Annotated in this window: 17 protein-coding genes; 6 read left to right on the top strand and 11 right to left on the bottom strand. The window is 70.7% G+C overall.

Going from position 1 to position 20,244, the window contains the following annotated elements:
- Positions 1-6: 6 nt before the first annotated feature.
- The 3 genes from AC07DS_RS06865 to AC07DS_RS06855 are packed head-to-tail and all read left to right on the top strand — an operon-like array spanning position 7 to position 3,312.
- A complete protein-coding gene (locus AC07DS_RS06865; protein ID WP_479143322.1) occupies positions 7-1,176 on the top strand; it encodes a toxic anion resistance protein in 1,170 nt (389 codons plus the stop codon).
- Positions 1,173-2,717, top strand: a complete 1,545-nt coding sequence (locus tag AC07DS_RS06860; protein WP_479143320.1) for a vWA domain-containing protein — start codon at positions 1,173-1,175, stop codon at positions 2,715-2,717. The genes AC07DS_RS06865 and AC07DS_RS06860 overlap by 4 nt, the downstream gene beginning before the upstream one ends.
- Positions 2,704-3,312, top strand: coding sequence for a hypothetical protein (locus tag AC07DS_RS06855; RefSeq protein ID WP_479143318.1), 609 nt, complete (start codon positions 2,704-2,706; stop codon positions 3,310-3,312). The genes AC07DS_RS06860 and AC07DS_RS06855 overlap by 14 nt, the downstream gene beginning before the upstream one ends.
- A 49-nt stretch (positions 3,313-3,361) precedes the next feature.
- Here AC07DS_RS06855 and AC07DS_RS06850 read toward each other — a convergent pair whose 3' ends face one another.
- From AC07DS_RS06850 to AC07DS_RS06820, 7 genes are all read right to left on the bottom strand, one after another.
- Positions 3,362-4,522 carry a hypothetical protein gene (locus AC07DS_RS06850; protein ID WP_479143317.1) on the bottom strand — a complete coding sequence of 387 codons (1,161 nt, stop codon included), beginning with the start codon at positions 4,520-4,522 and terminating at the stop codon, positions 3,362-3,364.
- The gene (locus AC07DS_RS06845) at positions 4,519-5,322 is read right to left on the bottom strand and encodes a PP2C family serine/threonine-protein phosphatase (RefSeq protein WP_479143316.1); all 804 of its coding nucleotides are present in this window, start codon (positions 5,320-5,322) and stop codon (positions 4,519-4,521) included. The genes AC07DS_RS06850 and AC07DS_RS06845 overlap by 4 nt, the downstream gene beginning before the upstream one ends.
- A 42-nt stretch (positions 5,323-5,364) precedes the next feature.
- Positions 5,365-6,129, bottom strand: a complete 765-nt coding sequence (locus AC07DS_RS06840) for a vWA domain-containing protein (RefSeq protein ID WP_479143315.1) — start codon at positions 6,127-6,129, stop codon at positions 5,365-5,367.
- Between the two features lie 46 nt (positions 6,130-6,175).
- The gene (locus AC07DS_RS06835; RefSeq protein WP_479143313.1) at positions 6,176-7,225 is read right to left on the bottom strand and encodes a hypothetical protein; all 1,050 of its coding nucleotides are present in this window, start codon (positions 7,223-7,225) and stop codon (positions 6,176-6,178) included.
- Positions 7,226-7,366: 141 nt separating this feature from the next.
- Positions 7,367-7,822 carry a hypothetical protein gene (locus AC07DS_RS06830; protein ID WP_479143312.1) on the bottom strand — a complete coding sequence of 152 codons (456 nt, stop codon included), beginning with the start codon at positions 7,820-7,822 and terminating at the stop codon, positions 7,367-7,369.
- A complete protein-coding gene (locus tag AC07DS_RS06825) occupies positions 7,809-8,801 on the bottom strand; it encodes a serine/threonine-protein kinase (protein ID WP_479143311.1) in 993 nt (330 codons plus the stop codon). Before AC07DS_RS06825 ends, AC07DS_RS06830 begins: the two co-directional genes overlap by 14 nt.
- A 349-nt stretch (positions 8,802-9,150) precedes the next feature.
- Positions 9,151-10,974 (bottom strand): phosphoenolpyruvate carboxykinase (GTP), encoded by a 1,824-nt coding sequence (locus tag AC07DS_RS06820; RefSeq protein WP_479143310.1) that lies wholly within the window; start codon positions 10,972-10,974, stop codon positions 9,151-9,153.
- A gap of 280 nt (positions 10,975-11,254) precedes the next feature.
- Between AC07DS_RS06820 and trhA the strand changes: the two genes are divergently transcribed.
- From trhA to AC07DS_RS06805, 3 genes are all read left to right on the top strand, one after another.
- Positions 11,255-11,968, top strand: a complete 714-nt coding sequence (trhA, locus tag AC07DS_RS06815) for a PAQR family membrane homeostasis protein TrhA (RefSeq protein ID WP_479143309.1) — start codon at positions 11,255-11,257, stop codon at positions 11,966-11,968.
- Between the two features lie 260 nt (positions 11,969-12,228).
- A complete protein-coding gene (locus AC07DS_RS06810; RefSeq protein WP_479143307.1) occupies positions 12,229-12,861 on the top strand; it encodes a TetR/AcrR family transcriptional regulator in 633 nt (210 codons plus the stop codon).
- Positions 12,862-12,894: 33 nt separating this feature from the next.
- A complete protein-coding gene (locus AC07DS_RS06805) occupies positions 12,895-13,617 on the top strand; it encodes a Mut7-C RNAse domain-containing protein (protein WP_479143305.1) in 723 nt (240 codons plus the stop codon).
- Here AC07DS_RS06805 and AC07DS_RS06800 read toward each other — a convergent pair.
- From AC07DS_RS06800 to AC07DS_RS06785, 4 genes are read right to left on the bottom strand one after another with little or no spacing between them, the layout of a single operon-like run.
- Positions 13,614-16,016: a galactose oxidase-like domain-containing protein gene (locus AC07DS_RS06800; RefSeq protein ID WP_479143304.1), complete on the bottom strand. Its 2,403-nt coding sequence runs from the start codon at positions 16,014-16,016 to the stop codon at positions 13,614-13,616. The genes AC07DS_RS06805 and AC07DS_RS06800 overlap by 4 nt on opposite strands.
- Positions 16,013-17,194, bottom strand: a complete 1,182-nt coding sequence (locus AC07DS_RS06795; RefSeq protein ID WP_479143302.1) for a glycosyltransferase — start codon at positions 17,192-17,194, stop codon at positions 16,013-16,015. The genes AC07DS_RS06800 and AC07DS_RS06795 overlap by 4 nt, the downstream gene beginning before the upstream one ends.
- The gene (locus AC07DS_RS06790) at positions 17,191-18,843 is read right to left on the bottom strand and encodes an ArnT family glycosyltransferase (protein ID WP_479143300.1); all 1,653 of its coding nucleotides are present in this window, start codon (positions 18,841-18,843) and stop codon (positions 17,191-17,193) included. The genes AC07DS_RS06795 and AC07DS_RS06790 overlap by 4 nt, the downstream gene beginning before the upstream one ends.
- A complete protein-coding gene (locus AC07DS_RS06785; RefSeq protein ID WP_479143298.1) occupies positions 18,840-20,108 on the bottom strand; it encodes a glycosyltransferase in 1,269 nt (422 codons plus the stop codon). The genes AC07DS_RS06790 and AC07DS_RS06785 overlap by 4 nt, the downstream gene beginning before the upstream one ends.
- Between the last annotated feature and the right edge of the window lie 136 nt (positions 20,109-20,244).

Raw genomic sequence — 20,244 nt, 5'->3', positions numbered from 1 at the left:
CGTCAAATGACCGACAAAGAGAATGAGTTCACGCTCACACCGCCCGAGGCCGTAGCGCCCGTGCCGCGGGACAAGGCCGGTGGGCTGGTGCCCGTCGAGGACGGTGTGCGTACCGACATGGCGCGCAAGGCCGCCGCCTACGTGGAGGGGCTCGCCTCGCTCGACGCCCGCTCGCCCGAGTTCGCGGGCAAGGTCGGCGAGATCACCGCCCTCGGCGCCGGCGACATGCGGACCGCCGCCGCGCAGTCCAACCGGATGCTGGAGCGGACCGTGCGCAGCCTGCCCGACAAGGGCGGGGACGCCCAGGGGAAGGTCGCCGGCTCGCTGGTGGAACTCCGCCGGGTCGTCGAGGACCTGGACCCGCGCGACCTGCCGGCGGGCAAGGGCCGCAGGTTCCTCTCCAGGCTGCCCGGCGGCAACAAGCTGCGCGACCACGTCGCCAAGTACGCCTCCGCGCAGGGCACGCTGAACAGGATCGTGGGTTCGCTGCGCGGCGGGCAGGACGAACTGCGCCGGGACAACGCCGCGTTGCAGACCGAGCGGGTCCGGCTGTGGGAGACCATGGGCAAGCTCCAGGAGTACGTCGTGCTCACCGAGGCCCTGGACTCCGCCGTCGAGGGGCACATCGCCCAGGTCGGCGACCCCCAGCAGGCCGACAGCCTGCGCGCCGACGTCCTCTTCCCGGTCCGGCAGAAGCACCAGGACCTGCTCACCCAGCTCGCGGTGTGCGCGCAGGGCTACCTCGCCATGGACGTCGTACGCCGCAACAACGACGAACTGATCAAGGGCGTCGACCGGGCGGCCACCACCACCGTGTCGGCCCTGCGCATCTCCGTGATGCTGGCCTCCGCCCTGGACACCCAGAAGAAGGTCGTCGAGCAGGTCAACGCGCTGCGCGGCACCACCGAGGACCTGATCCGGGCCAACGCCGACATGCTCAGCACGCAGAGCGGCGAGATCCAGCGCATCGCCGCCGACCCGGCCGTCGGCGCGGAGACGCTGCGCTCGGCGTTCCAGCAGATCCACCGCACCCTCGACGCCATCGACACCTACAAGGTGCAGGCCACCGAGGCGATGGCCGCCACCGTCCAGTCGCTGACGGACGAGCTGCAGGGCGCGAGCGCGTACCTGGAGCGCAGCCGGTCGCAGGGCGCGCTGGAGGGCGGACTCGCATGAGCGGACGGACCTCGGGCCTGCTGGCCCTGCTCGCCACGACCGCCGCGCTCCTGACCGGCTGCACGAGCGAGGAGCACCAGGACGACTCCACCGCCCCGAAGCCCGGCACGCTGCGGGTCCTCGCCTCCAGCGAGCTCAGCGACATGACCGCCGTCTTCGACCGCGTCCGCAAGGACACCGGCGTCACGATCCGCCCCACCTACATGGGCACCCTGGACGCCGTCGACCTGCTCGCCAAGGGCAGGGCGGACGGGGCGTACGACGCGCTGTGGCTGTCCTCGGACGACTATCTGCGGCTGCGCCCGGACGCGGCGAAGAAGGTGCTCTCCGAGACGCCGGTCATGTCGAGCCCGGTCGCGATCGGCGTGCGGACGGCCACCGTGCGGGCCCTCGGCTGGAAGCCCGAGCAGGTCAGCTGGTCGCAGATCGAGCAGGCCGTACAGGACGGCAGGCTGACCTACGGCATGACGGACCCGGCCCGTTCCAACTCCGGCTTCTCCACGCTGGTCTCGGTGGCCTCCGCTCTCTCCGGCGCCCAGTCGGCGCTCACGGACGCGGACGTCGCCAAGGCCACGCCCAGGCTGAACGAGTTCTTCAAGGGCCAGAAGCTGACGTCGGGATCGTCGGGCTGGCTGGCGACGGCGTACAAGCGGCGCGGCAACGTGGACGCCCTGCTCAACTACGAGTCCGTCCTCAAGGGCATCCCGGGCCTGACCGTGATCCGCCCCAAGGACGGGGTCGTCACCGCCGACTACCCGTTCTCCTCGCTCTCCGGGACCGGCGCCCGTACCCGTGAGGACGTCCGCAAGGTGACGCAGGACCTGCGTACCGACGCCGTGCAGAGGCTGATCACCGAGACCACCCACCGCCGGCCGGTCGTCGCCTCGGTGCCGCCCGCCCCCGGTCTGGACACCGGCCGGCGGCACGAACTGCCGTTCCCCGGCAGCCGTTCCGTCGCCGACGGGCTCCTCGACTCCTACGAGAACGAGCTGCGCCGCCCCTCGCGCACCGTGTACGTCCTGGACACCTCGGGCTCGATGGAGGGCGGCCGGCTGGACGCGCTGAAGCAGGCGCTCACCGGCCTGACCGGCGACTTCCGTGACCGCGAGGAGGTCACGCTGATGCCGTTCGGCTCGGACGTGAAGAGCGTGCGGACCCATGTCGTGGAACCCGGGGACCCCAAGGCCGGTCTGGACGCCATCCGCAAGGACACCGACGCGCTCGAAGCCGACGGCAACACCGCGATCTACACCTCGCTGGAGAAGGCGTACGGCCGGCTCGGCGCCGACCGCGACACGTTCACCTCGATCGTGCTGATGACCGACGGCGAGAACACCACCGGGGCCGAGGCCGGGGACTTCGACGGCTTCTACCGCCGGCTCACCGGCGCCCGGCGGGACACCCCCGTCTTCCCGATCCTCTTCGGCGACTCCGACCGCTCCGAGCTGGGCCACATCGCCGACCTGACCGGCGGCCGCCTCTTCGACGCCCGAAACGGCTCGCTGGACGGCGCCTTCGAGGAGATCCGTGGCTACCAGTAAGGTCCTCGGCTTTCTCGAGTCCCGCAAGAACCTCACCGGCGGCGCCCTGGGCCTGGTCGGCCTGGTGCTGACCTTCACCGGGGCAGCGGGCCCGTACTGGCCCGTCGTGGTGGCCGGGCTCTACGGCGCGGGCGCGCTGATCGCCCCGCCGGAACGCCCGCCGCTGCCCGACTTCCCCGACCCCTCCGCCCAACTGGACGAACTGCGCGAGGACTTCGAGCGGCTGCGCGACTACCTGCGGGACGTCGGCCTGCCGCCCGTCGCGGCGGCCGGCGCCGAGCGGCTCGACGAGGTGCTGGCCGCGCTGCTCGACCCGGGCTGGGCGGCCGAGCTGCTCGCGCAGGACCCCGAGAGCCTGCACATGCTCGCCCGGACCGTGCGGCGGGACGTCCCCGAGGCCGTGGACACCTTCGCCCGGACCCGCTGGTGGACCCGGCTGGCGCCCGGGCAGCAGCCGCCCGAGCACCACCTGGAGCGCCAGCTTGCGCTGCTGCACGAGGAGTTGCTGCGGACGGCCGACGCGCTGCGGGAGACCGAGGCGCGCCGGCAGGAGTCCCACACCCGGTATCTGGAGGACCGCGGGCAGAGCGGGTGAGGGAAGCGGCCTGGGCGCGGCTCCCAGGATCTCCCCGGCGGCTCCCGGGTCAGGTCGTCGCGAGCACCACCACCAGAATGATCACGAGGACCGCGAGCAGCACGAACACGCCCGCCTTGGGTGAGCCGGGGGCCCGGTCCGGCGGCGGGGGCGGCGGCGGGACCGCACCCGTGGGCGCCTGCGCGTTGAACACGTCGTGCCCGGTGGTCGTGGCCCGCGCGCACCACGGGCAGGCGCTCAGATGGGAGCCGTAGACATGCAGCGGGCGGGTGCCACAGCGCTTGACCTGCCCGCGTTCCTTGTCGAGGGCGCGCAGCCATGCCTCGGCCGAGGGCCGGGCGTCGGGGTCGTGCACGCCGATGCCGAAGGCGCTGCGGGCCAGCACGAGCAGCTCGGGCGGCAGCACCGACGGGTCGAGCGTGCTGCGCGGGACGGTGACCAGCTCGGGCCGCACCACGTAGGAGACGCTGGAGACGATGTTGTCCTTGACCCCCGACTGGGAGACGCTGTCGTGGGCGACGCCGCCGAAGGGATGGTTGCCCGCGGTGAGCAGCTGGTAGACCAGCACCGCGAGCGCGAAGTCGTCGCTGGCCGCGGTGGCCGGCCTGCCCGCCTGCCGTTCCGGCGCGGAGTAGTCGGTGGTGTGCATCAGGCACGGGAAGACCTCGCCGGTCTCCGTGTCGGTGAAGGCGATGGAGTCGCAGTCGAGGAAGGTGACGAAGCCGTTGGCGTCCACGACGACGTTGTTGCTGGAGAAGTCGCCGATGACGAGCTTCTCGTGGTGCATCCGCGCCGTCATGAACGCGAGGTTCCAGCCGACGCCGAGCAGGAACCGCCAGTCGGCCCGGTCGGGGAACCGCTTCAGCCGCTGCGAACGGGTGAACAGGCCTACCAGCTGCACGTGCTGGGGCTCGCCGAAGCGGCGCATCGCGTAACCGATGAACTTTCCGTGGCTGTTGCGGGCGATCGCGGTGGGCCAGGCCAGTTCGGGGGGCTGCGCGCTGTCCAGGGGGCGGCCGCCGAGCGGGGACATGGTGCGCATCCGGGTCAGCCGCCGCTCCTGGTCGGGGCCGGGCACGTCGTGGTAGAGCTTCACCACCACCTGCTGGTCGTCCCGGACCGCGTACACGGCGGCCTGCCCGCCGCTCTTGAGGGGCGGCTCCACCAGGACGACGGCCCTGCCGTCCAGGTAGACGGTGCGGTCGGTCATGAGCGCCCCCTGCGCACGGCCCGCAGCAGTGTCTTGTCGTCGGCGTTGAGCGCGGTCAGCCGGTCCGAGCCGAGCAGGGCGGCGAGCGCCTCGTGCGCGCTGTCGGTCACGTGGCCCGGAGCGTCGAGGGAACGCAGGACGGCCTCCACGAAGGCCGTGTGCGGGATCGTCCCGCCGCCCGGCCCGCGACTCAGCGCGGCCTGGGCGAGGCCGTCCGTCGACAGCAGCACCCCGTCGACCCCGTGGTCGTTGACACAGCTGTCGTAGACCCAGTCGGCCGCGTCGTTCGAGGTGAGGAAGACGGTCTCGTTGCTGTACTCGCTGACGGCCGCGGGCTGCGGCAGCAGGTGGTACTGGCGTACGCCGTCCTCGGTGCCGGCCCGCAGCACGACGAAGCCGTCCCCGACGCTGACCTGGCCGATCCACTCCGGGGCGAGGACGACGACGGTGAGGGTCGTCGCGAAGTCCGGCGCGTCCGCCCCCGTGTGCTCGCGGAAGGCGTGCCGGACGTCGAGGAAGATCTCCCTGAGCACGTCCCGGACCTTCGGGGCGGACAGGGCGGCGAGTCCGCCGGCGCGGCGGCCGAAGTGCTCCATGGCCAGCCGGACCGCGAACTTCGACCCCTCGTCGGACCGGGGCCGGCTGCCCGCGCCGTCGGCGACGGCCAGCACGGTCACCGGGCCCACGACGCGGTGCTCGAAGGCGTCCTGGCAGGGCACGCCCGAGCGCCGGTGGCGGTAGCCCTGGACGCTCACCCCGTGGGCCCGCCACGGGGTGTCCCGGTCCTCCGAACCGTTCACCGCTCCCCCTTCGGAACGTTCACCGCTGCCGTCCGCGGCATGTCAGCTCTCCCAGGCCGGGCGCTGGGTCTTGAACTGGCTGAAGATCTTCTCGAAGACCTCGTCGCCCGCGCCCTTCTGCTCGGCGTTGGCGCTGGCCGACATCATCTGGAGCAGCTCGCGGAACGGGAAGCCCTGGATGCGCGCGTTGAACTTCGGCGCGAAGTTGCGCAGCACCTGCTCGCCCAGCTCCGTGATGCCGCCGACGCCGATCGCGTAGAGCCGGAAGCGGCGGTTGCGCTGCTCCTCCTCCAGGACCGGGATCAGCCGGCGCCAGGTCTCGGTGAAGTGCCCGGTGGCGTCCGTCGGCAGGCCGTCGGTGACCAGGCATATCTGCGGCCGGTAGTACTGGAGTCCGCTCGCCCTCAGCTCGGCCTTGCGGGCGGCGACGATCCGCATCGACAGCTCCAGCGCCTCGGTCATCAACGTGACGCCGGACGCGGTGAGTTGCGGTGCCTGGAACATGTGGGCGGGCACGAAGGGACTCACCCCGGCGCGCGTGTCCAGCAGTTGGGGCCCGCGCCAGGAGGAGACCCCGAACCGGCCGCCGAAGGTGACGACCGCGACCTCGACGCTGTAGCTGAGGGAGACGTCCTCCTGGAGCTCGCGGGTCCATTCGGCGAGCGCGGTGTTGAGGGTCTGGATGGGTGCGCCCGCCATGGAACTCGAGATGTCGAGGCAGAGCACCAGCGGCAGCCGCTGGGCGTTGTTCTCGAACTCGATGTCGGCGTACTCCGCCGGCATCGTGGGCGGGTATTCGCTGGACATGGTGGTCTCCTGACGAGCCGCTGATGCTCAGTGGTGGTGGACCCGTTCACCGGGCGCCCGTGGCGGGCTGTTGCTCGGAGGGGAAGGCGTAGAAGACGTCGTCGTCGGGGTCGTGCGGTTCGGTGAGGTCGATGACGCCGCCGGGCGGGGGCGGGGGCCGGCTCGGGTCCGCCCACACCGCCCGGTACAGCACGCGCTCGATCTCGACGTAGCCCTGCGGGTGCAGTTCGGTGCGGACCACGGCGGTACGGAACTGGCCGCGGCGCGGGCCGACGGCGCGGCCGGGGCTGCGCGGGGGCTCCTTGGGGCGCGGCCGCACGACCGTCGTCGGCTCGTCGCCGCCGCCCTGGGCGGGCGCGGCGGCCGTGGTGGCCGTGTGGTTCGGGGCGGACGTGTGGTTCGGGGCGGACGTGCCGCCGAAACCGGCCGCGGCGAAGGCGTGCGGGAGGGCGCCGCCGGTGCGGCGGACGAGGAACACCAGCACGCCGAGGACGATCACCAACAGGGCGATCACGGAGATCAGGATCCCGCTGGTGGAGCTGCCGCCGCCGTCGTCGGCCCTGGCCCCGGTGTTCCCGCCTGTCCTGCCCGAGGCGGTCCTGGTCGGCGCGGGCCGGCTGGTGGGGGCGGCGGACGGGACGGTGATCGTCTGCCGGTCCAGCGCCTCGGCCACTCCGTTCCGGACGAGGTCCGCGCCCTTGACCGTGGTCTGGCCGGCGGTCGCGGTGAACGGTTTGCAGTCGATGTTCTTGGTCCCGCAGATGCCGCCGTTGGTCAACTGGTCCACGGTCGCGGGCGAGAGCAGCTGGATCTCGGCCTTGTCGGACACGAACCGGTTTCCCGCCAGCAGCAGCAGTACGGTGCCGCCCTCACCGGTGTGCACCCCGGACGGCACCTGGACCATGAGGTCGTCCCGGCGGTGCAGGACGGCCTTCTCGGCTTCGCCGTCCGGCTTGCCGTAGTCCAGCGACGTCTTGAGGGTCACCGTGACCGGCTCCCCGCTGTACGCCGAACAGCTCACCAGTTCCACGAAGTCCTGGCCGCACTGGGCCGACGCGGGTCCCGCCGCCGCCGCGATCGACGCGCCCCACACCACCGGTAGCGCCCCGAAAGCAAACAACAGGAACGAAAGGAACGGTCGCCTCATAAGACCCCCCGTGGCCGAAACCGCACGCGCCCATAGTGGCGGTAACAGGGGGAGCCTGTAAGGGTTTTGCAAGGAACGATCAAATCCGACTTACAACTCGAACACCTCACGACACCTGGTGAACATCTGTCGCGCACGTTCCGCCCAGTCGTTGACGAGATCGTCGAACTCCGCCTGTGTGACACGGCAGTTGAGCGGCATGTCGCAGACCCCGGCCAAGCAGGGGCCCGGCCCGCGCACGTCCCAGACCGACAGCATCGGGTAGAGCTGTTCGGTGTTCCACGCGTTGGCCGCGGCGGCGGCGACGGCGAGCTGGTCGTGGCGCAGCGACCTGCCGTCGGTGAAGAACGCGACGAGGAGTCGTTTCGTCGTCATGAAGCGCACGGTGAGCAGCCGCCCCGTCTCGCGCACGTCGAGGAGCAGGGAGACGGAGTCGGTGTTGGCGTCGGTCTCGGTGGGGTGGTGCTCGCGCTCCCCCCAGGCCGCCACCAACTGCCGCCAGCGGGTGCCGATCTCCTGGCCGGCGTACGGGTCAGCGACCGCCACGGGCCACCGCCTCGGTGACCATCGCATCGGTCAGGCCCGCGTCCAGCAGGGCCTGTGCGTGCAGCCGCAGGCAGGAAGGCACGGAGATGCTGGTGCCGGGTTCGCGGCTGCGGCGGTCGGCGAGGTCGCCGGTGCGTCTGTCGATGCTCCGGGCGACGGTCTCCGGCGGCCAGACGGCCGTGGGCGGCGCCTCGCCGAGCAACGCGCGCAGCAGGGCGCCGAGTTCGGGCCGCTCCCCCGGGTGCCGGGCCAGGCAGTGGGAGACGATCCCGCGCAGGGCGCCGGGCACCCCGGTCAGGTCGGGGGTGCCGTGCACGATCCGGTAGGAGACCTGGTCGCCGCCGCCGAACGGCGGGCGGCCGGTCAGCGCGTACGTCAGCACGCCGCCGAGGGAGAACACGTCGCTGGGCGGCCCGGCCGGCTCGCCCCGCATCTGCTCGGGGGACATGAACGGCGGGGTGCCCATCACGATGCCGTGGCGGGTGAGTCCGGGCACCCCGTCGACGCGGGAGATGCCGAAGTCGATGACGCGCGGGCCGTCGGCGGCCAGCAGCACGTTCGCCGGTTTGAGGTCGCGGTGCACGACCCCGGCGGAGTGGATCGCCTGGAGGGCCTCCACCAGGCCCGCGCCGAGGCGGCGCACCTGTGCCTCGGACAGCGGACCGTCGCCGCCCACCGCCTCCGACAGCGGCGGGCCGGGGACGTAGAGCGTTGCCAGCCACGGCAGTTCGGCGTCCGGGTCGGCGTCGACGACCGGCGCGGTGTAGGCGCCGCTGACCGCCCGCGCCGCGGCGACCTCGCGGGCGAAGCGCGCCCGGAACTCGCGCTCCGCGGCCAGTTCGGGCCGGACCACCTTCACCGCGACCTCGCGGCCCGCGGGCGACCGGCCGAGATAGACCCACCCCATCCCGCCGGAGCCGAGCCGCCCGACGATCCGGTACGGCCCCACCCGCAGCGGATCACTGACCGGTGTACGCACCCCGCCCACCTCTTTCACGGGTTCGTTCAAGGATGTCCCGAGTGTCTCCCGAAATGACCGGCGGGAAAGAGGTGATGCGCGAATTGGCAGCCGGGATTACGGCTGCGGTACGTCACCGCCCCCTTCGGCACGCGTAGCCGGAACGCGGCGCACGGGAGGCGGGGCGGCAGTCGGAGACACGGCGGGACCCGCCGCCGTTGCCTCCGTCGGGGCCGACGGGGGCGTGACAACCCGGACCGGGGCCCCGCACGCCGTTGTGCGGGGCCCCGGTCCGGGTCGTCACCACGGCCGGCCGTGACGATCGCTGGTCAGGGCATCCCAACCGGCCGTGGAGTTCTTCGTGCGGGTCTCAGCCCAGGCGCTCGACCAGCGCGCGGTACTGGTCCCACAGTTCCTTCGGCGTGTGGTCGCCGAAGGTGTTGAGGTGCTCGGGGACGAGGGCCGCCTCCTCGCGCCAGATCTCCTTGTCGACCGTGAGCAGGAAGTCCAGGTCGGACTCGGCCAGCTCCAGGCCGTTGGTGTCCAGCGCGTCCCGGGTCGGCAGGACACCGATCGGGGTCTCGACGCCCTCGGCCTTGCCGTCCAGGCGCTCCACGATCCACTTCAGGACGCGGCTGTTCTCACCGAAGCCCGGCCAGACGAACTTGCCCTCGTCGTTCTTCCGGAACCAGTTGACGTAGTAGATCTTCGGCAGCTTGGACTGGTCCTTGTCCTTGGCCACGTCGACCCAGTGGGCCATGTAGTCGCCCATGTTGTAGCCGCAGAACGGCAGCATCGCGAACGGGTCGCGGCGCAGCTCGCCGACCTTGCCCTCGGCGGCGGCGGTCTTCTCGGAGGCCACGTTGGCGCCGAGGAAGACGCCGTGGTTCCAGTCGAAGGACTCGGTCACCAGCGGCACCGCGCTGGCGCGGCGGCCGCCGAAGAGGATCGCCGAGATCGGCACGCCCTTCGGGTCCTCCCACTCCGGCGCGATGATCGGGCACTGGGAGGCCGGGACGGTGAAGCGGGCGTTCGGGTGGGCGGCCGGAATCCCGGACGCGGGCGTCCAGTCGTTGCCCTTCCAGTCGGTCAGGTGGGCCGGAGACTCCTCGGTCATGCCCTCCCACCAGACGTCGCCGTCGTCGGTGAGCGCGACGTTGGTGAAGACCGCGTTGCCCCACAGCGTCTTCATCGCGTTGGCGTTGGTGTGCTCACCGGTGCCGGGCGCGACGCCGAAGAAACCGGCCTCGGGGTTGATCGCGTACAGGCGGCCGTCCTCGCCGAAGCGCATCCAGGCGATGTCGTCGCCGATGGTCTCCACGGTCCAGCCGGAGATCGTGGGCTCCAGCATGGCGAGGTTGGTCTTGCCGCAGGCGCTCGGGAAGGCGGCGGCGACGTACTTGGACTCGCCCTGCGGCGGGGTGAGCTTGAGGATCAGCATGTGCTCGGCCAGCCAGCCCTCGTCACGGGCCATGACGGAGGCGATGCGCAGGGCGTAGCACTTCTTGCCGAGCAGCGCGTTGCCGCCGTAGCCGGAGCCGTACGACCAGATCTCGCGGCTCTCCGGGAAGTGGGAGATGTACTTGGTCTGGTTGCAGGGCCACGGGACGTCCGCCTCGCCAGCCTCCAGCGGGGCCCCGAGCGAGTGGACGGCCTTGACGAAGAAGCCGCTGTCGCCCAGCTCGTCCAGGACGGCCTGGCCCATGCGCGTCATCGTGCGCATGGAGACGGCGACGTAGGCGGAGTCGGTGATCTCCACGCCGATCGCGGACAGCGGGGAGCCGAGCGGGCCCATGCAGAACGGGACGACGTACATCGTCCGGCCCTTCATCGAGCCGCGGAACAGGCCCTTCTCACCTGCGAAGATCTCCCGCATCTCGGCGGGGGCCTTCCAGTGGTTGGTCGGGCCTGCGTCCTCCTCCTTCTCCGAGCAGATGAAGGTCCGGTCCTCGACGCGCGCGACGTCGGTCGGGTCGGAGGCGGCGTAGTAGGAGTGCGGGCGCTTGATCGGGTCGAGCTTCTTGAAGGTCCCCTTGCCGACGAGCTCCTCGCACAGTCGCTCGTACTCGGCCTCGGATCCGTCACACCAGACCACACTGTCCGGCTGGGTCAGTTCGACGATCTCGTTGACCCACGAGATCAGTTCCTGGTGGTTGGTGGGGATGACGGTGGGAGCCGCGATGTCGCGCGCCACGATTGCTCCTAATTGAGGGATTTTATGTCTTGTCGCCCCGTGGGGGCCGCGGCCCGGACGCTTCGTAGCTGCTCATCCGGTGCCGACCGCACTCATTTGATCATCCGATTCTAGTGCCCATCTGTCCAGAGGGCATCACAGGTGAGCAACGTGAGGAATCCCACGGTTTCCGTGATTCTTTGCGTGCACATGGAGTTCAACAGGAGGACCTTTTGCGTTACGGCCACTCACGAGGGCGCGCTGACACGCGACTTACGGCACCGTAGGTACCATGCCCCGCATGACTGCGCCCGTCCCCGACGCGCCCACGGACCCGCCGGCCGCCGGCCGCGGTCCCACCGCGCTCTCCTTGCCGCATCCGGTCAAGCCCAGGCTCCGCGGCTGGCTGCACCTCGGCATGTTCCCGGCCGTACTCATCGCGGGGCTGGTACTCACCGCCCTCGCCGACTCCACCAGAGGCCGCATCGCCTGCGGGATCTACGTCCTGACGGCATGCCTGCTCTTCGGTGTCAGCGCCCTGTACCACCGGGGCAACTGGAGCCCCCGGATGGACGGCGTCCTGCGCCGCCTCGACCACGCCAACATCTTCCTGATCATCGCGGGCACCTACACCCCGCTGACCATGCTGCTGCTACCCGGCGCCAAGGGTCAGTGGCTGCTGTGGAGCGTCTGGGCAGCGGCCGCCGCGGGCATCGTCTTCCGCGTCTTCTGGGTCGGCGCCCCGCGCTGGCTCTACACCCCCTGCTACATCGCGATGGGCTGGGCGGCCGTCTTCTTCCTGCCCGACTTCATGCGCACCGGCGGCATCGCCGTCCTGGTCCTGGTGATCGTCGGCGGCCTGCTCTACAGCGCGGGGGGCGTGATCTACGGCATCAAGCGCCCGAACCCCTCACCGCGCTGGTTCGGCTTCCACGAGGTCTTCCACTCCTTCACCCTCGCCGCGTTCGTCGTCCACTACGTGGGCATCTCGCTGGTGGCGTACCAGCACTCATAGCCCTTTCGAGCAGCCTCCTCCGGCCACGGCACCCCCGCCGTGGCCGTTTTTCATGCCATGACAACGTACCCCTATTGACGGCAAGAATCTTTTGATAGCTACTTTCATTTTACGCTTACCGTCATCCAGACCGACGAGACGCGGCACGACCCCCGCCGCTGGTGGGTCCTCGGGGCCCTGGTCGCGAGCATGCGGCGCACGGAACGTGAGGAGGTCCCGGCCGTGGCCGCCCCCGCGGCAGATGCCGGACAATGACGCGCATGACGGCCGCTCACTCCCCCACGTCCGCTGCCGACCGCCCCCGCCTCGGTCTGCGCGAACGCAAGAAGATCAAGACCCGTGAGGCGATCCGCGCGGCGATGTACTCCCTGGTCGAGGAGCAGGGGTACGACGCCACCACGATCGACCAGATCGCCGACCGGGCGGAGGTGTCGCCGTCGACCGTCTTCCGCTACTTCCCCACCAAGGAGGACATCGTCCTCACGGACGAGTACGACCCGTTCGTCCTGGCGGAGATCAGGCAGCGGCCCGCGGAGGAACCCTGGGCGGACACCATCCGGCACGCGCTGCGGCGGGCGGTGCGGCAGGCCGTCGACGAGGACCAGCGGATCCTGCGGCTGCGGACGCACCTGATGGTCCAGGTCCCCGCGGTGCGCTCGCGCATGATGGAGAGCATGTCGGTGACCGCCCACATGCTCTGCCAGGTCATCGGCGAGCGCACCGGCCGCGATCCGGAGAGCCTGGAGGTGCGGGTCTACGCCATGTCGCTGATCGGCGGCCTGATGGAGACGTCCATGTACTGGGCCGAGCACGGCCAGCGGGACGACTTCGAGAGCCTCGTCGACCGCACCCTGGGCGTCCTCGAACACGGTCTCTCCGCCGGAAAACCCTGAGGCCCCGGCCCGGCCCCGTGCCATCCTGACGATGTGAACGGACCCGAGATCCACGTCGAAGTCGCCCCCGCCCTGCAGCTTTTCGTGCCGCCCGTGAGGCGTGCGGGCGCCACCGCCCTGGGTACGGACGGTGTCTCGACCCTCGGCCACGTGGTCGAGTCCCTCGGGATCCCGCTGACGGAGGTCGGCGCCCTGGTGGTGGACGGCCGCGAGGTGCCGCCGTCGCACATCCCGGCGGCGGACGAGCGCGTCTCGGTCCGTGCCGTGCAACGCCCCCAGCAGGTCCCCGGCGCCCCGCTGCGCTTCCTGCTCGACGTCCACCTCGGCACCCTCGCCCGCCGGCTGCGGCTGCTCGGCGTGGACACGGCGTACGAGTCGACCGACATCGGCGACCCGGCGCTGGCCTCCCGCTCGGCCGCGGAGAAGCGGGTCATGCTCAGCCGCGACCGGGGCCTGCTGCGCCGCCGCGAGCTGTGGGCCGGGGCGTACATCTACAGCACCCGCCCCGACGACCAGCTGCAGGACGTCCTCGACCGCTTCGCCCCGGACCTGCGCCCCTGGACCCGCTGCACCGCCTGCAACGGCCTGCTGAAGGAGGCCACCAAGGAAGAGCTGGCCGACCGTCTCAAGGGCGGCACGCAGCGCTCGTACGACGTCTTCGCCCAGTGCACGGAATGCGGCCGCGCCTACTGGAAGGGCGCGCACCACGACCAGCTGGAAGCCATCGTGGAGCGCGCCCTCGCCGACCGGGGCTAGGCCCTGCGGGCGTCTCCCTTCCCGCAGGCCACGCCGTCCCTGTTGGGGTCGAGACCCAGCGGGTCGTCACCGCCGTTGACCTCCAGGCGGCCGTAGTGGTTCTGCTTCAGCCAGCCGCAACGGGCGGCCGTCGTCTTCTTCACCTGGGCGGGGAAGACCGTCGGCACGCACACGTTGACCGAACCGTAGTGCCGGTCGCAGCCGGAGATCGTCGGGCTGACCTTCTGCGACGTCCGCCTCTTGCCCGGCCCCGAGACCTTGCCCGACAGGGAGTCGGCGAAGGAGTGGACGTGCGGTGAGGCGGCCGAGGCGCTGAGCGCGGCCGGTCCCTGCAGGTGCACCCACCTGGCCACCGACGGCACCCCGCCCGCGTCCACCGCGAAGAGCATGTACCAGCCGGGCGGGGCCAGGTTGGGGTTGCTCGTCACGTTCAGGTCGACGTTGTTGCCGTCGACGGACAGCGGCAGGTCGACGAAGCGCTGGTTCGGGTCGGAGGAGTGGGTGACCGCGGCCGGGCGGATCAGCTCGGCCTTGGCGATGGGCCGGTCGACCGTGATCCGCTGGGTGTCGCCGTACTTCCACTCCTGGTTGATCACCGAGGTGATCGCCGGGCGGGTGCCCTTGTAGAGGTAGGGCGGGGTGTAGATCGACACGTTGTGGTTCCAGGTGCCGTTGCCCGGGTTGTCGCCGGTGGCCATCACCCGGCCGTCGGGGAGCAGGAACGCGGAGGAGTGGTAGCCGCGGGACTCGGGGTCGGCGGCGACGGCCTCGAAGCGGTTGGTGGCCGGGTCGTAGATCGAGGACTCGTACACGGGGTTGGCCCGGTTGTGCAGGGCGCCGCCCGTCTCCAGCACCTTGCCGTCGGGCAGCAGGACGGCGGAGACGTACATCTTGCCCTGGTTACCGGTCTCGGCGACCTTCCCGTTGCCGAGGTCCACCGTGCCCTGCGGGATCGGCGGGCCGGCGACGTACGACGGGTTCGCCTGCTTGAGGTCGATCAGGTCGGTGAGGCGGTTGGCGTCGGGGTTGGACTCGATGTTGCCGCCGCCGATGGTGAGGACCTTCTGGTCCTGCGCCGGGGGCAGCAGCACGCTCGCCGACTGGTCCCGCTCGTCCTTGTTCTGCAGCCCCGGGATCTGGGTCACCGTGTTGGCGTCGTAGTCGTAGACCGCCGAGCCGGTGCCGGGGATGTTGTTGCCGAAGACATGGCTGCCCGTGTAGAAGAGGCGGCCGTCCTGCATGAGGACCATCGACGGGTACAGACCCCAGTACGACCAGGTCTGGTTGACCTTCCACAGCGGCAGCCACTGCTGGTCCTTGTCCGACCAGCGCTCGGCGGTCACCGATCCGCTGGAGTCCTCGCGCAGACCGCCGAAGGAGACGACGTCACCGTTGCCCAGTTCGGTCGCCGACGGGTACCAGTGGCCGTCGTTGAGGTCGTTGGTCCTGCTGTAGGTCTCGGTCTGCGGGTCGAAGATGTACGAGTCCTTGAAGCCCTCGTACCCGTGCCCGCCCGGAACCGGGTACGCCTTGTTGCCGCTCATGACGAGGACCCGCCCGTCCTGGAGCTGCACATGGCCCGCGCAGAACATGTCCTTGGGCGTCGGGACGACCTTGTAGGTTCCGTTCGCCGGGTCGTACACCGCCGAGGTGAAGGTGCCCGCGGCGAAGTTCTCCTCGCTGTTGCCGGAGCCGGCGATCAGCAGCACCTTGCCGTTGTTGAGGACGACGGAGTGCATGGAGCGGACCGGGTTCTGCGTCGGCAGCACGGACCAGCTCCCGTTGGCGCAGATCTGCTTCGTGGCCGTGCACGACGGGGGCGGGAGCGTGTCCGGGACCTGGTCCATCGTGTAGTCGTCGGTGGTCGCCGAACCGGTGCCGTACACCGACACACCCCAGGTGATGCGGTCGGTGCCGGCCGGGATTCCCGGTGTGCGGACCGTGGCCTGCGTCCAGCCCGACGACATGTCCAGGGTCTTGAGGTCGGTCCAGTACTGCCAGCCGGCGGTCGCGTCGTGCCGGAACAGGGTGATGTTGGCGTCGGGTGTCGTGGTCTTGTACCAGAGCCCGAGGTCGTACTGCTTGCCGACGGTCACCACCGGCGCGCACGCGGTGGACTCGGTGATCAGCGCCTTGCGGTCGCCGTCCACCCGGCGGGTCAGCGTGACCTTCATGGCCTTGGCGCCGGAGTGCGCGTCGGACGTGGTCTGGAAGCTGAAGTCGTTGTCGCCCCAGCCGGACTTCTCCCAGCAGTACGGCATGCCGTCCGTGCCGGCCGTCTCGAAGCCCGGGTTCTTGACCAGGTTGGCGGCCTCGGCACTCTGCGGCGAGGTGAGGAGCAGACCGGCGGTCAGGGCCCCCACCCCGACCAGCGCGGTCCGTCTGCGGTGTTTGTTCACACGGCTCTCCTTGGGGTTGTACGGTCCCCCCGCCTGCGCGGGAGATAGACCAGCGCCTCGGTCCCGACGAAGCGCAGGACGAACGTCATCACCAGCGCGAACGCGGTGGCCGGCAGCGCACCCATCCCGAACCGGTCGACGAGCAGCGCGATCAGCGGGATGCGCAGCACCAGGTCCGCGTTGGCGAGGAGCGCGAACCGGCCGAGCCGGTCCCACCAGCGGCGGTGCGCGCGCCGGTCGCGGAACAGCAGCTGCTCGATGAGCAGGAAGTTCCAGGCGACGCCGAGCTGGTTGGCGAGGATCTCGGCGGGGACGTAGTGCAGGCCGAGCACGGTCAGCGCCCACAGTCCGACCAGGTTCGGCACGAAGCCGCTCGCCCCGATCAGCCCGAAGCCGACCATGCGGGCGACCGGCGAGGCGGTGCGCAGCCCGGCCAGGTGGCGCAGGAAGCGGAAGCCCTCCTGCGCGGTCGACTTGGACTCGCCGGCGAACCGGTCCTGGAAGACGAACGGCACCTCGGCGACCTGCCGGGGACGGCTGCGTACGGCCAGCTCGAGGAGGATCTTGTAGCCGAGCGGCTTGAGCACGTCGGCGGTGACCACGCTGCGCCGGATGGCGAAGAAACCGCTCATCGGGTCGCTGATGCCGTGCAGCCGGCGCGGGAACAGCGCCTTGGTCAGCCAGGTCGCGCCGCGCGAGACGGCCACCCGGTAGCTGCCGGCGAGTCCGGCCCGGCTGCCGCCCTTGATGTACCGGGAGGCGACGACGAGCCCGGCGTTCGTCCGCTCGCCGGTGGCCACCAGCTCCGGAACGAGGGAAGGGGGATGCTGGCAGTCGCCGTCCATGACGACGATCCAGTCCGAGGTCGCCGCCTTCAGTCCCTCGACCACCGCCCCGCCGAGCCCGCCGGCCGGCTCCTCGCGGTGCAGCACGGCCACCGGGAACGGGCAGTCCTGCGCGGCCGCGCGGATCACCTCGGGGGTGTCGTCGGTGGAGTCGTCGACGAAGACGACCTCGCAGGGCAGCCGCGCCGGCACCGACTCGGTGATCTGCTGCAGCAACTGCCGTATGTTCGCGGACTCGTTGAAGGTCGGTACGACGATGGTGACGGCACCGGGTTCGGCGACTTCCGCGGCGTCCAGCCCTTCGGCGGGAACCGCGTACTCATGGCTGCTCATCGCGCGCCTCCCGCGGCTGCCGTCCGGATCTGCCGGATCTCGATGCGGTCGGGGCCGCTGCCGAAGGTGGCGACGGGCTCGGAGTGCCGGATGGCGGCTCGGACGTTGGGCAGGTCCTTGGCGTCGCGGCGGACGGTCGGCGAGGCGACGACGTAGTCGATGTCCCGCCAGCCGTGCGGCAGGGTCTTGGTGACGGCCGGGTCGAGGTCGGCCTTGTAGAACCAGATCGCGCCGAGTCCGGGCCGGTACCCGGAGTGCACGAGGTCCAGCCAGAGGGCGTCGTCGACCAGGACCCGGGTGGCCTTCGGGTTCTCGACCTCGGTGCCGAGCCAGGCGGAGGCCAGCCGGTAGGGCCTGTTGGCGTCCGCCGTGAGGGCGGTGCGGTCGCCGTCGTACCAGTGCGGCACGACGAAGGCGCCGGCGGCGAGGGCCAGCACGACGGCCAGCGCGTACCGGCCGCCGGTGACGTACCGGTTCTCTGCGTCGGTGCGCCGGCGGCGCACGACGGCGTGGGTGACGGAGGCGGCGCCGCCGGCCAGGACCAGGGCGAGGAAGGGCAGTGCGCCGATGATGTACATGGCGGGCAGATAGCCGCCCGGGCGCATGGCCACGGCGGCCAGGATCGCCACGGCCAGGGCGGGTCCGGCGAGGGCGCGGGCGGTGACCGACCAGCGCCAGGTGACGATCAGCAGCAGGGCTCCGGCGAGGCCGCCGAGGGGCAGCACCCGGTCGTAGTAGAGCCAGGAGTGCAGCACGCCGTGGGAACCGGAGGAGGCATCCAGGATGAAGCCCGAACCGGGCCTGGACATCTGGTACTTGATGCCGTCCCAGAGCGAGACGTGCCCGCTGCCCGGGAGCAGCTCGCCCTTCAGCAGGGCGAACAGCGGGTAGGAGAAGCCGATCAGGGCGCAGGCGGTGACGGCTCCGGTGAGGGCGAACTTGCGGGTGTCGCGGTGGCTGTGCCGCCACATGGTGACGAACAGGGCGGGCAGGACGACGAGCATCGTCTCCTTGGTGAGCACGCCGGCGGCGGCCGCGAGGCCCGCGCCGAAGTGGTGCCACAGATGCCGGCTGGGCGAGGCGGCCAGGCAGAACGCCAGCAGCAGCCACATCACGGCGATGTTGTCGAGGAAGATCTCGCGCTGGAGCACGACGGCCAGCGGGGAGAGCCCGAACAGGGCCATGCCGAGCGCGGCGGCCCAGCGGGGCAGGGAGAGCCTGCGGCCGAGGACGTAGACCAGCACCGCGCTGATGCCGCTGATCACCAGCATCGCGAACCGCATGGAGCCGACGGTCATCGAGCCGGGGCTGATCACCGAGGGTATCCAGGTGAGCAGGGCTATCTGGAGCCAGCCGAGCGGCGGGTGGTCGTACCAGTAGGTGTAGTGGGCCAGGCCCTTGCCGTTCTGGACGGCCCAGGCCTGGGCGAGGTAGGTGCCCTCGTCGTCGCTGAGGGTCGGGTAGTCGGTGATGTTCCAGCCCTGGACGACGAGGATCGCCACCAGCAGGAGACCGCACAGCAGCAGGTCGGAGCGGGAGGAGCGGAGCCGCTCCGGCGGGCTCGTTCGGCCGGTCGAACGCTCATCAGGCGCAGGCTTGCGCTGCGCGGGGACCGTCGGAGTGGTCACCGCGGGAAGAGTGGAGGTCACGCAGGAACGTCCTCTCGGATCGGCTCGGCCGCGGTGAGGTGCGCGCCGACATGAGTGGTCAGCTCCCAGTCGTTCCGGCCGCGCTGCTCGCGCCACACGGCGCGGATCGCGGCTCCGGCGAGGAGGACCTGGTAGAAGGGGCCGCCCACGACGAGCTTCACGTAGTGGACGAGGCGGACCCTGAGCCCGTACTGCTTGCCGAAGTCGTGCAGTCCGACCACCTCGAAGACGAAGGTGACGGCGGCGGTGACCAGCGGCAGGAAGGTGAGGAAGGCGACCCCCACGGGCACGTCGAGGAAGAGCGCGACGGCCGCGTTCACCGGGATGATCACACCGGAGAAGGCCTGCAGGAACGGGGTCATCAGCGTGTACCGGGCGAGCAGCCGCTGCCGCAGAGCGGGCAGTTGCTTCCAGTCCTTCTTCCGGTAGACCTGCAGGAAGCCCTGGTTCCAGCGGGTGCGCTGCTTCAGCAGCGACATCAGGGAGCCGGGGGTCTCCTCACGGGTGACCATGTCGGAGTCGTAGGCGACGACGACCTTCTTGCCGACGCTGGACAGGCGAACCCCCAGGTCGCAGTCCTCGGCGAGGCAGTTGGGGTCCCAGCCGTCCGCTTCCCTGAGGACGTCGGTCCGCACGAAGACGGTGTTGCCGCCGAGCGGGATGAACCCCTTCTGTGCGTGCAGGTGCAGCCGGGAGCGGAACCAGAAGAAGTACTCCAGGCAGTTGCGCAGGCTGTACCAGCTGGAATGGAAGTTGATGAGCTGGACGCCGCCCTGGACGACGTCCGCCTCCGTGGTCCGGAACGCGTGGTCGACGTGGGCGAGCAGCTCGGGGTGGACCTGGTCCTCGGCGTCGAAGACCCCGACGACGTCACCGCGGCAGTGCGGCAGCGCCGTGTTCATGGCCTTGGGCTTGTTCTTCTTCTCGTGCGTGTCGACGACGACGCGGACACGCCGGTCGCGCTCGGCCGCGGCCCGGGCCACCTCGGTGGTCTCCGGGTCGTCGTGCCCGACGATCACGATGATCTCGAAGTCGGTGTGCGTGGACTCCAGCAGCCGCTGGATGGTGTGGTCGAGTACGGCCTGCTCGTGCCGGGCCGGCAGGAGCAGCGAGAAGGACAGGTGCTCGTCCCCGTCCGGTCTGCTGAACCGGGTTGAGGCGAGCACCTCGGGCGTGCGCCACGCGTGCATCTGCCACCACAGGGTGAAGGCAGCCATCCAGAACAGGGCAAGCGAAACGGCAGCAACAAAGACAGAAGTCAGCAAAAAGATCCCCCCAGATCCCCAATACCCCCTGCGCGCGCAACAGTCATTCACACCCGTCGCACCAATGCGGAGAGACTAGGGGGGATCTGTGAAGCGCGGGAGCTCTTCCGATAAATAACGTGTTTCGGAACGGTGG

The sequence above is a fragment of the Streptomyces sp. NPDC044064 genome (genome assembly GCF_056434245.1).
Note: the sequence above shows the minus strand (reverse complement) of the source record. Positions and strands in the feature narration are given on the sequence as shown.

What these genes read in the sequence shown, in the direction of transcription:
- AC07DS_RS06810 (WP_479143307.1), top strand. Translation starts at nt 12,229, where the DNA reads ATGACGGCCGCTCACTCCCCCACGTCCGCTGCCGACCGCCCCCGCCTC.
- trhA (WP_479143309.1), top strand. Translation starts at nt 11,255, where the DNA reads ATGACTGCGCCCGTCCCCGACGCGCCCACGGACCCGCCGGCCGCCGGC.
- AC07DS_RS06840 (WP_479143315.1), bottom strand. Translation starts at nt 6,129, where the DNA reads ATGTCCAGCGAATACCCGCCCACGATGCCGGCGGAGTACGCCGACATC.
- AC07DS_RS06795 (WP_479143302.1), bottom strand. Translation starts at nt 17,194, where the DNA reads ATGAGCAGCCATGAGTACGCGGTTCCCGCCGAAGGGCTGGACGCCGCG.
- AC07DS_RS06860 (WP_479143320.1), top strand. Translation starts at nt 1,173, where the DNA reads ATGAGCGGACGGACCTCGGGCCTGCTGGCCCTGCTCGCCACGACCGCC.
- AC07DS_RS06850 (WP_479143317.1), bottom strand. Translation starts at nt 4,522, where the DNA reads ATGACCGACCGCACCGTCTACCTGGACGGCAGGGCCGTCGTCCTGGTG.
- AC07DS_RS06865 (WP_479143322.1), top strand. Translation starts at nt 7, where the DNA reads ATGACCGACAAAGAGAATGAGTTCACGCTCACACCGCCCGAGGCCGTA.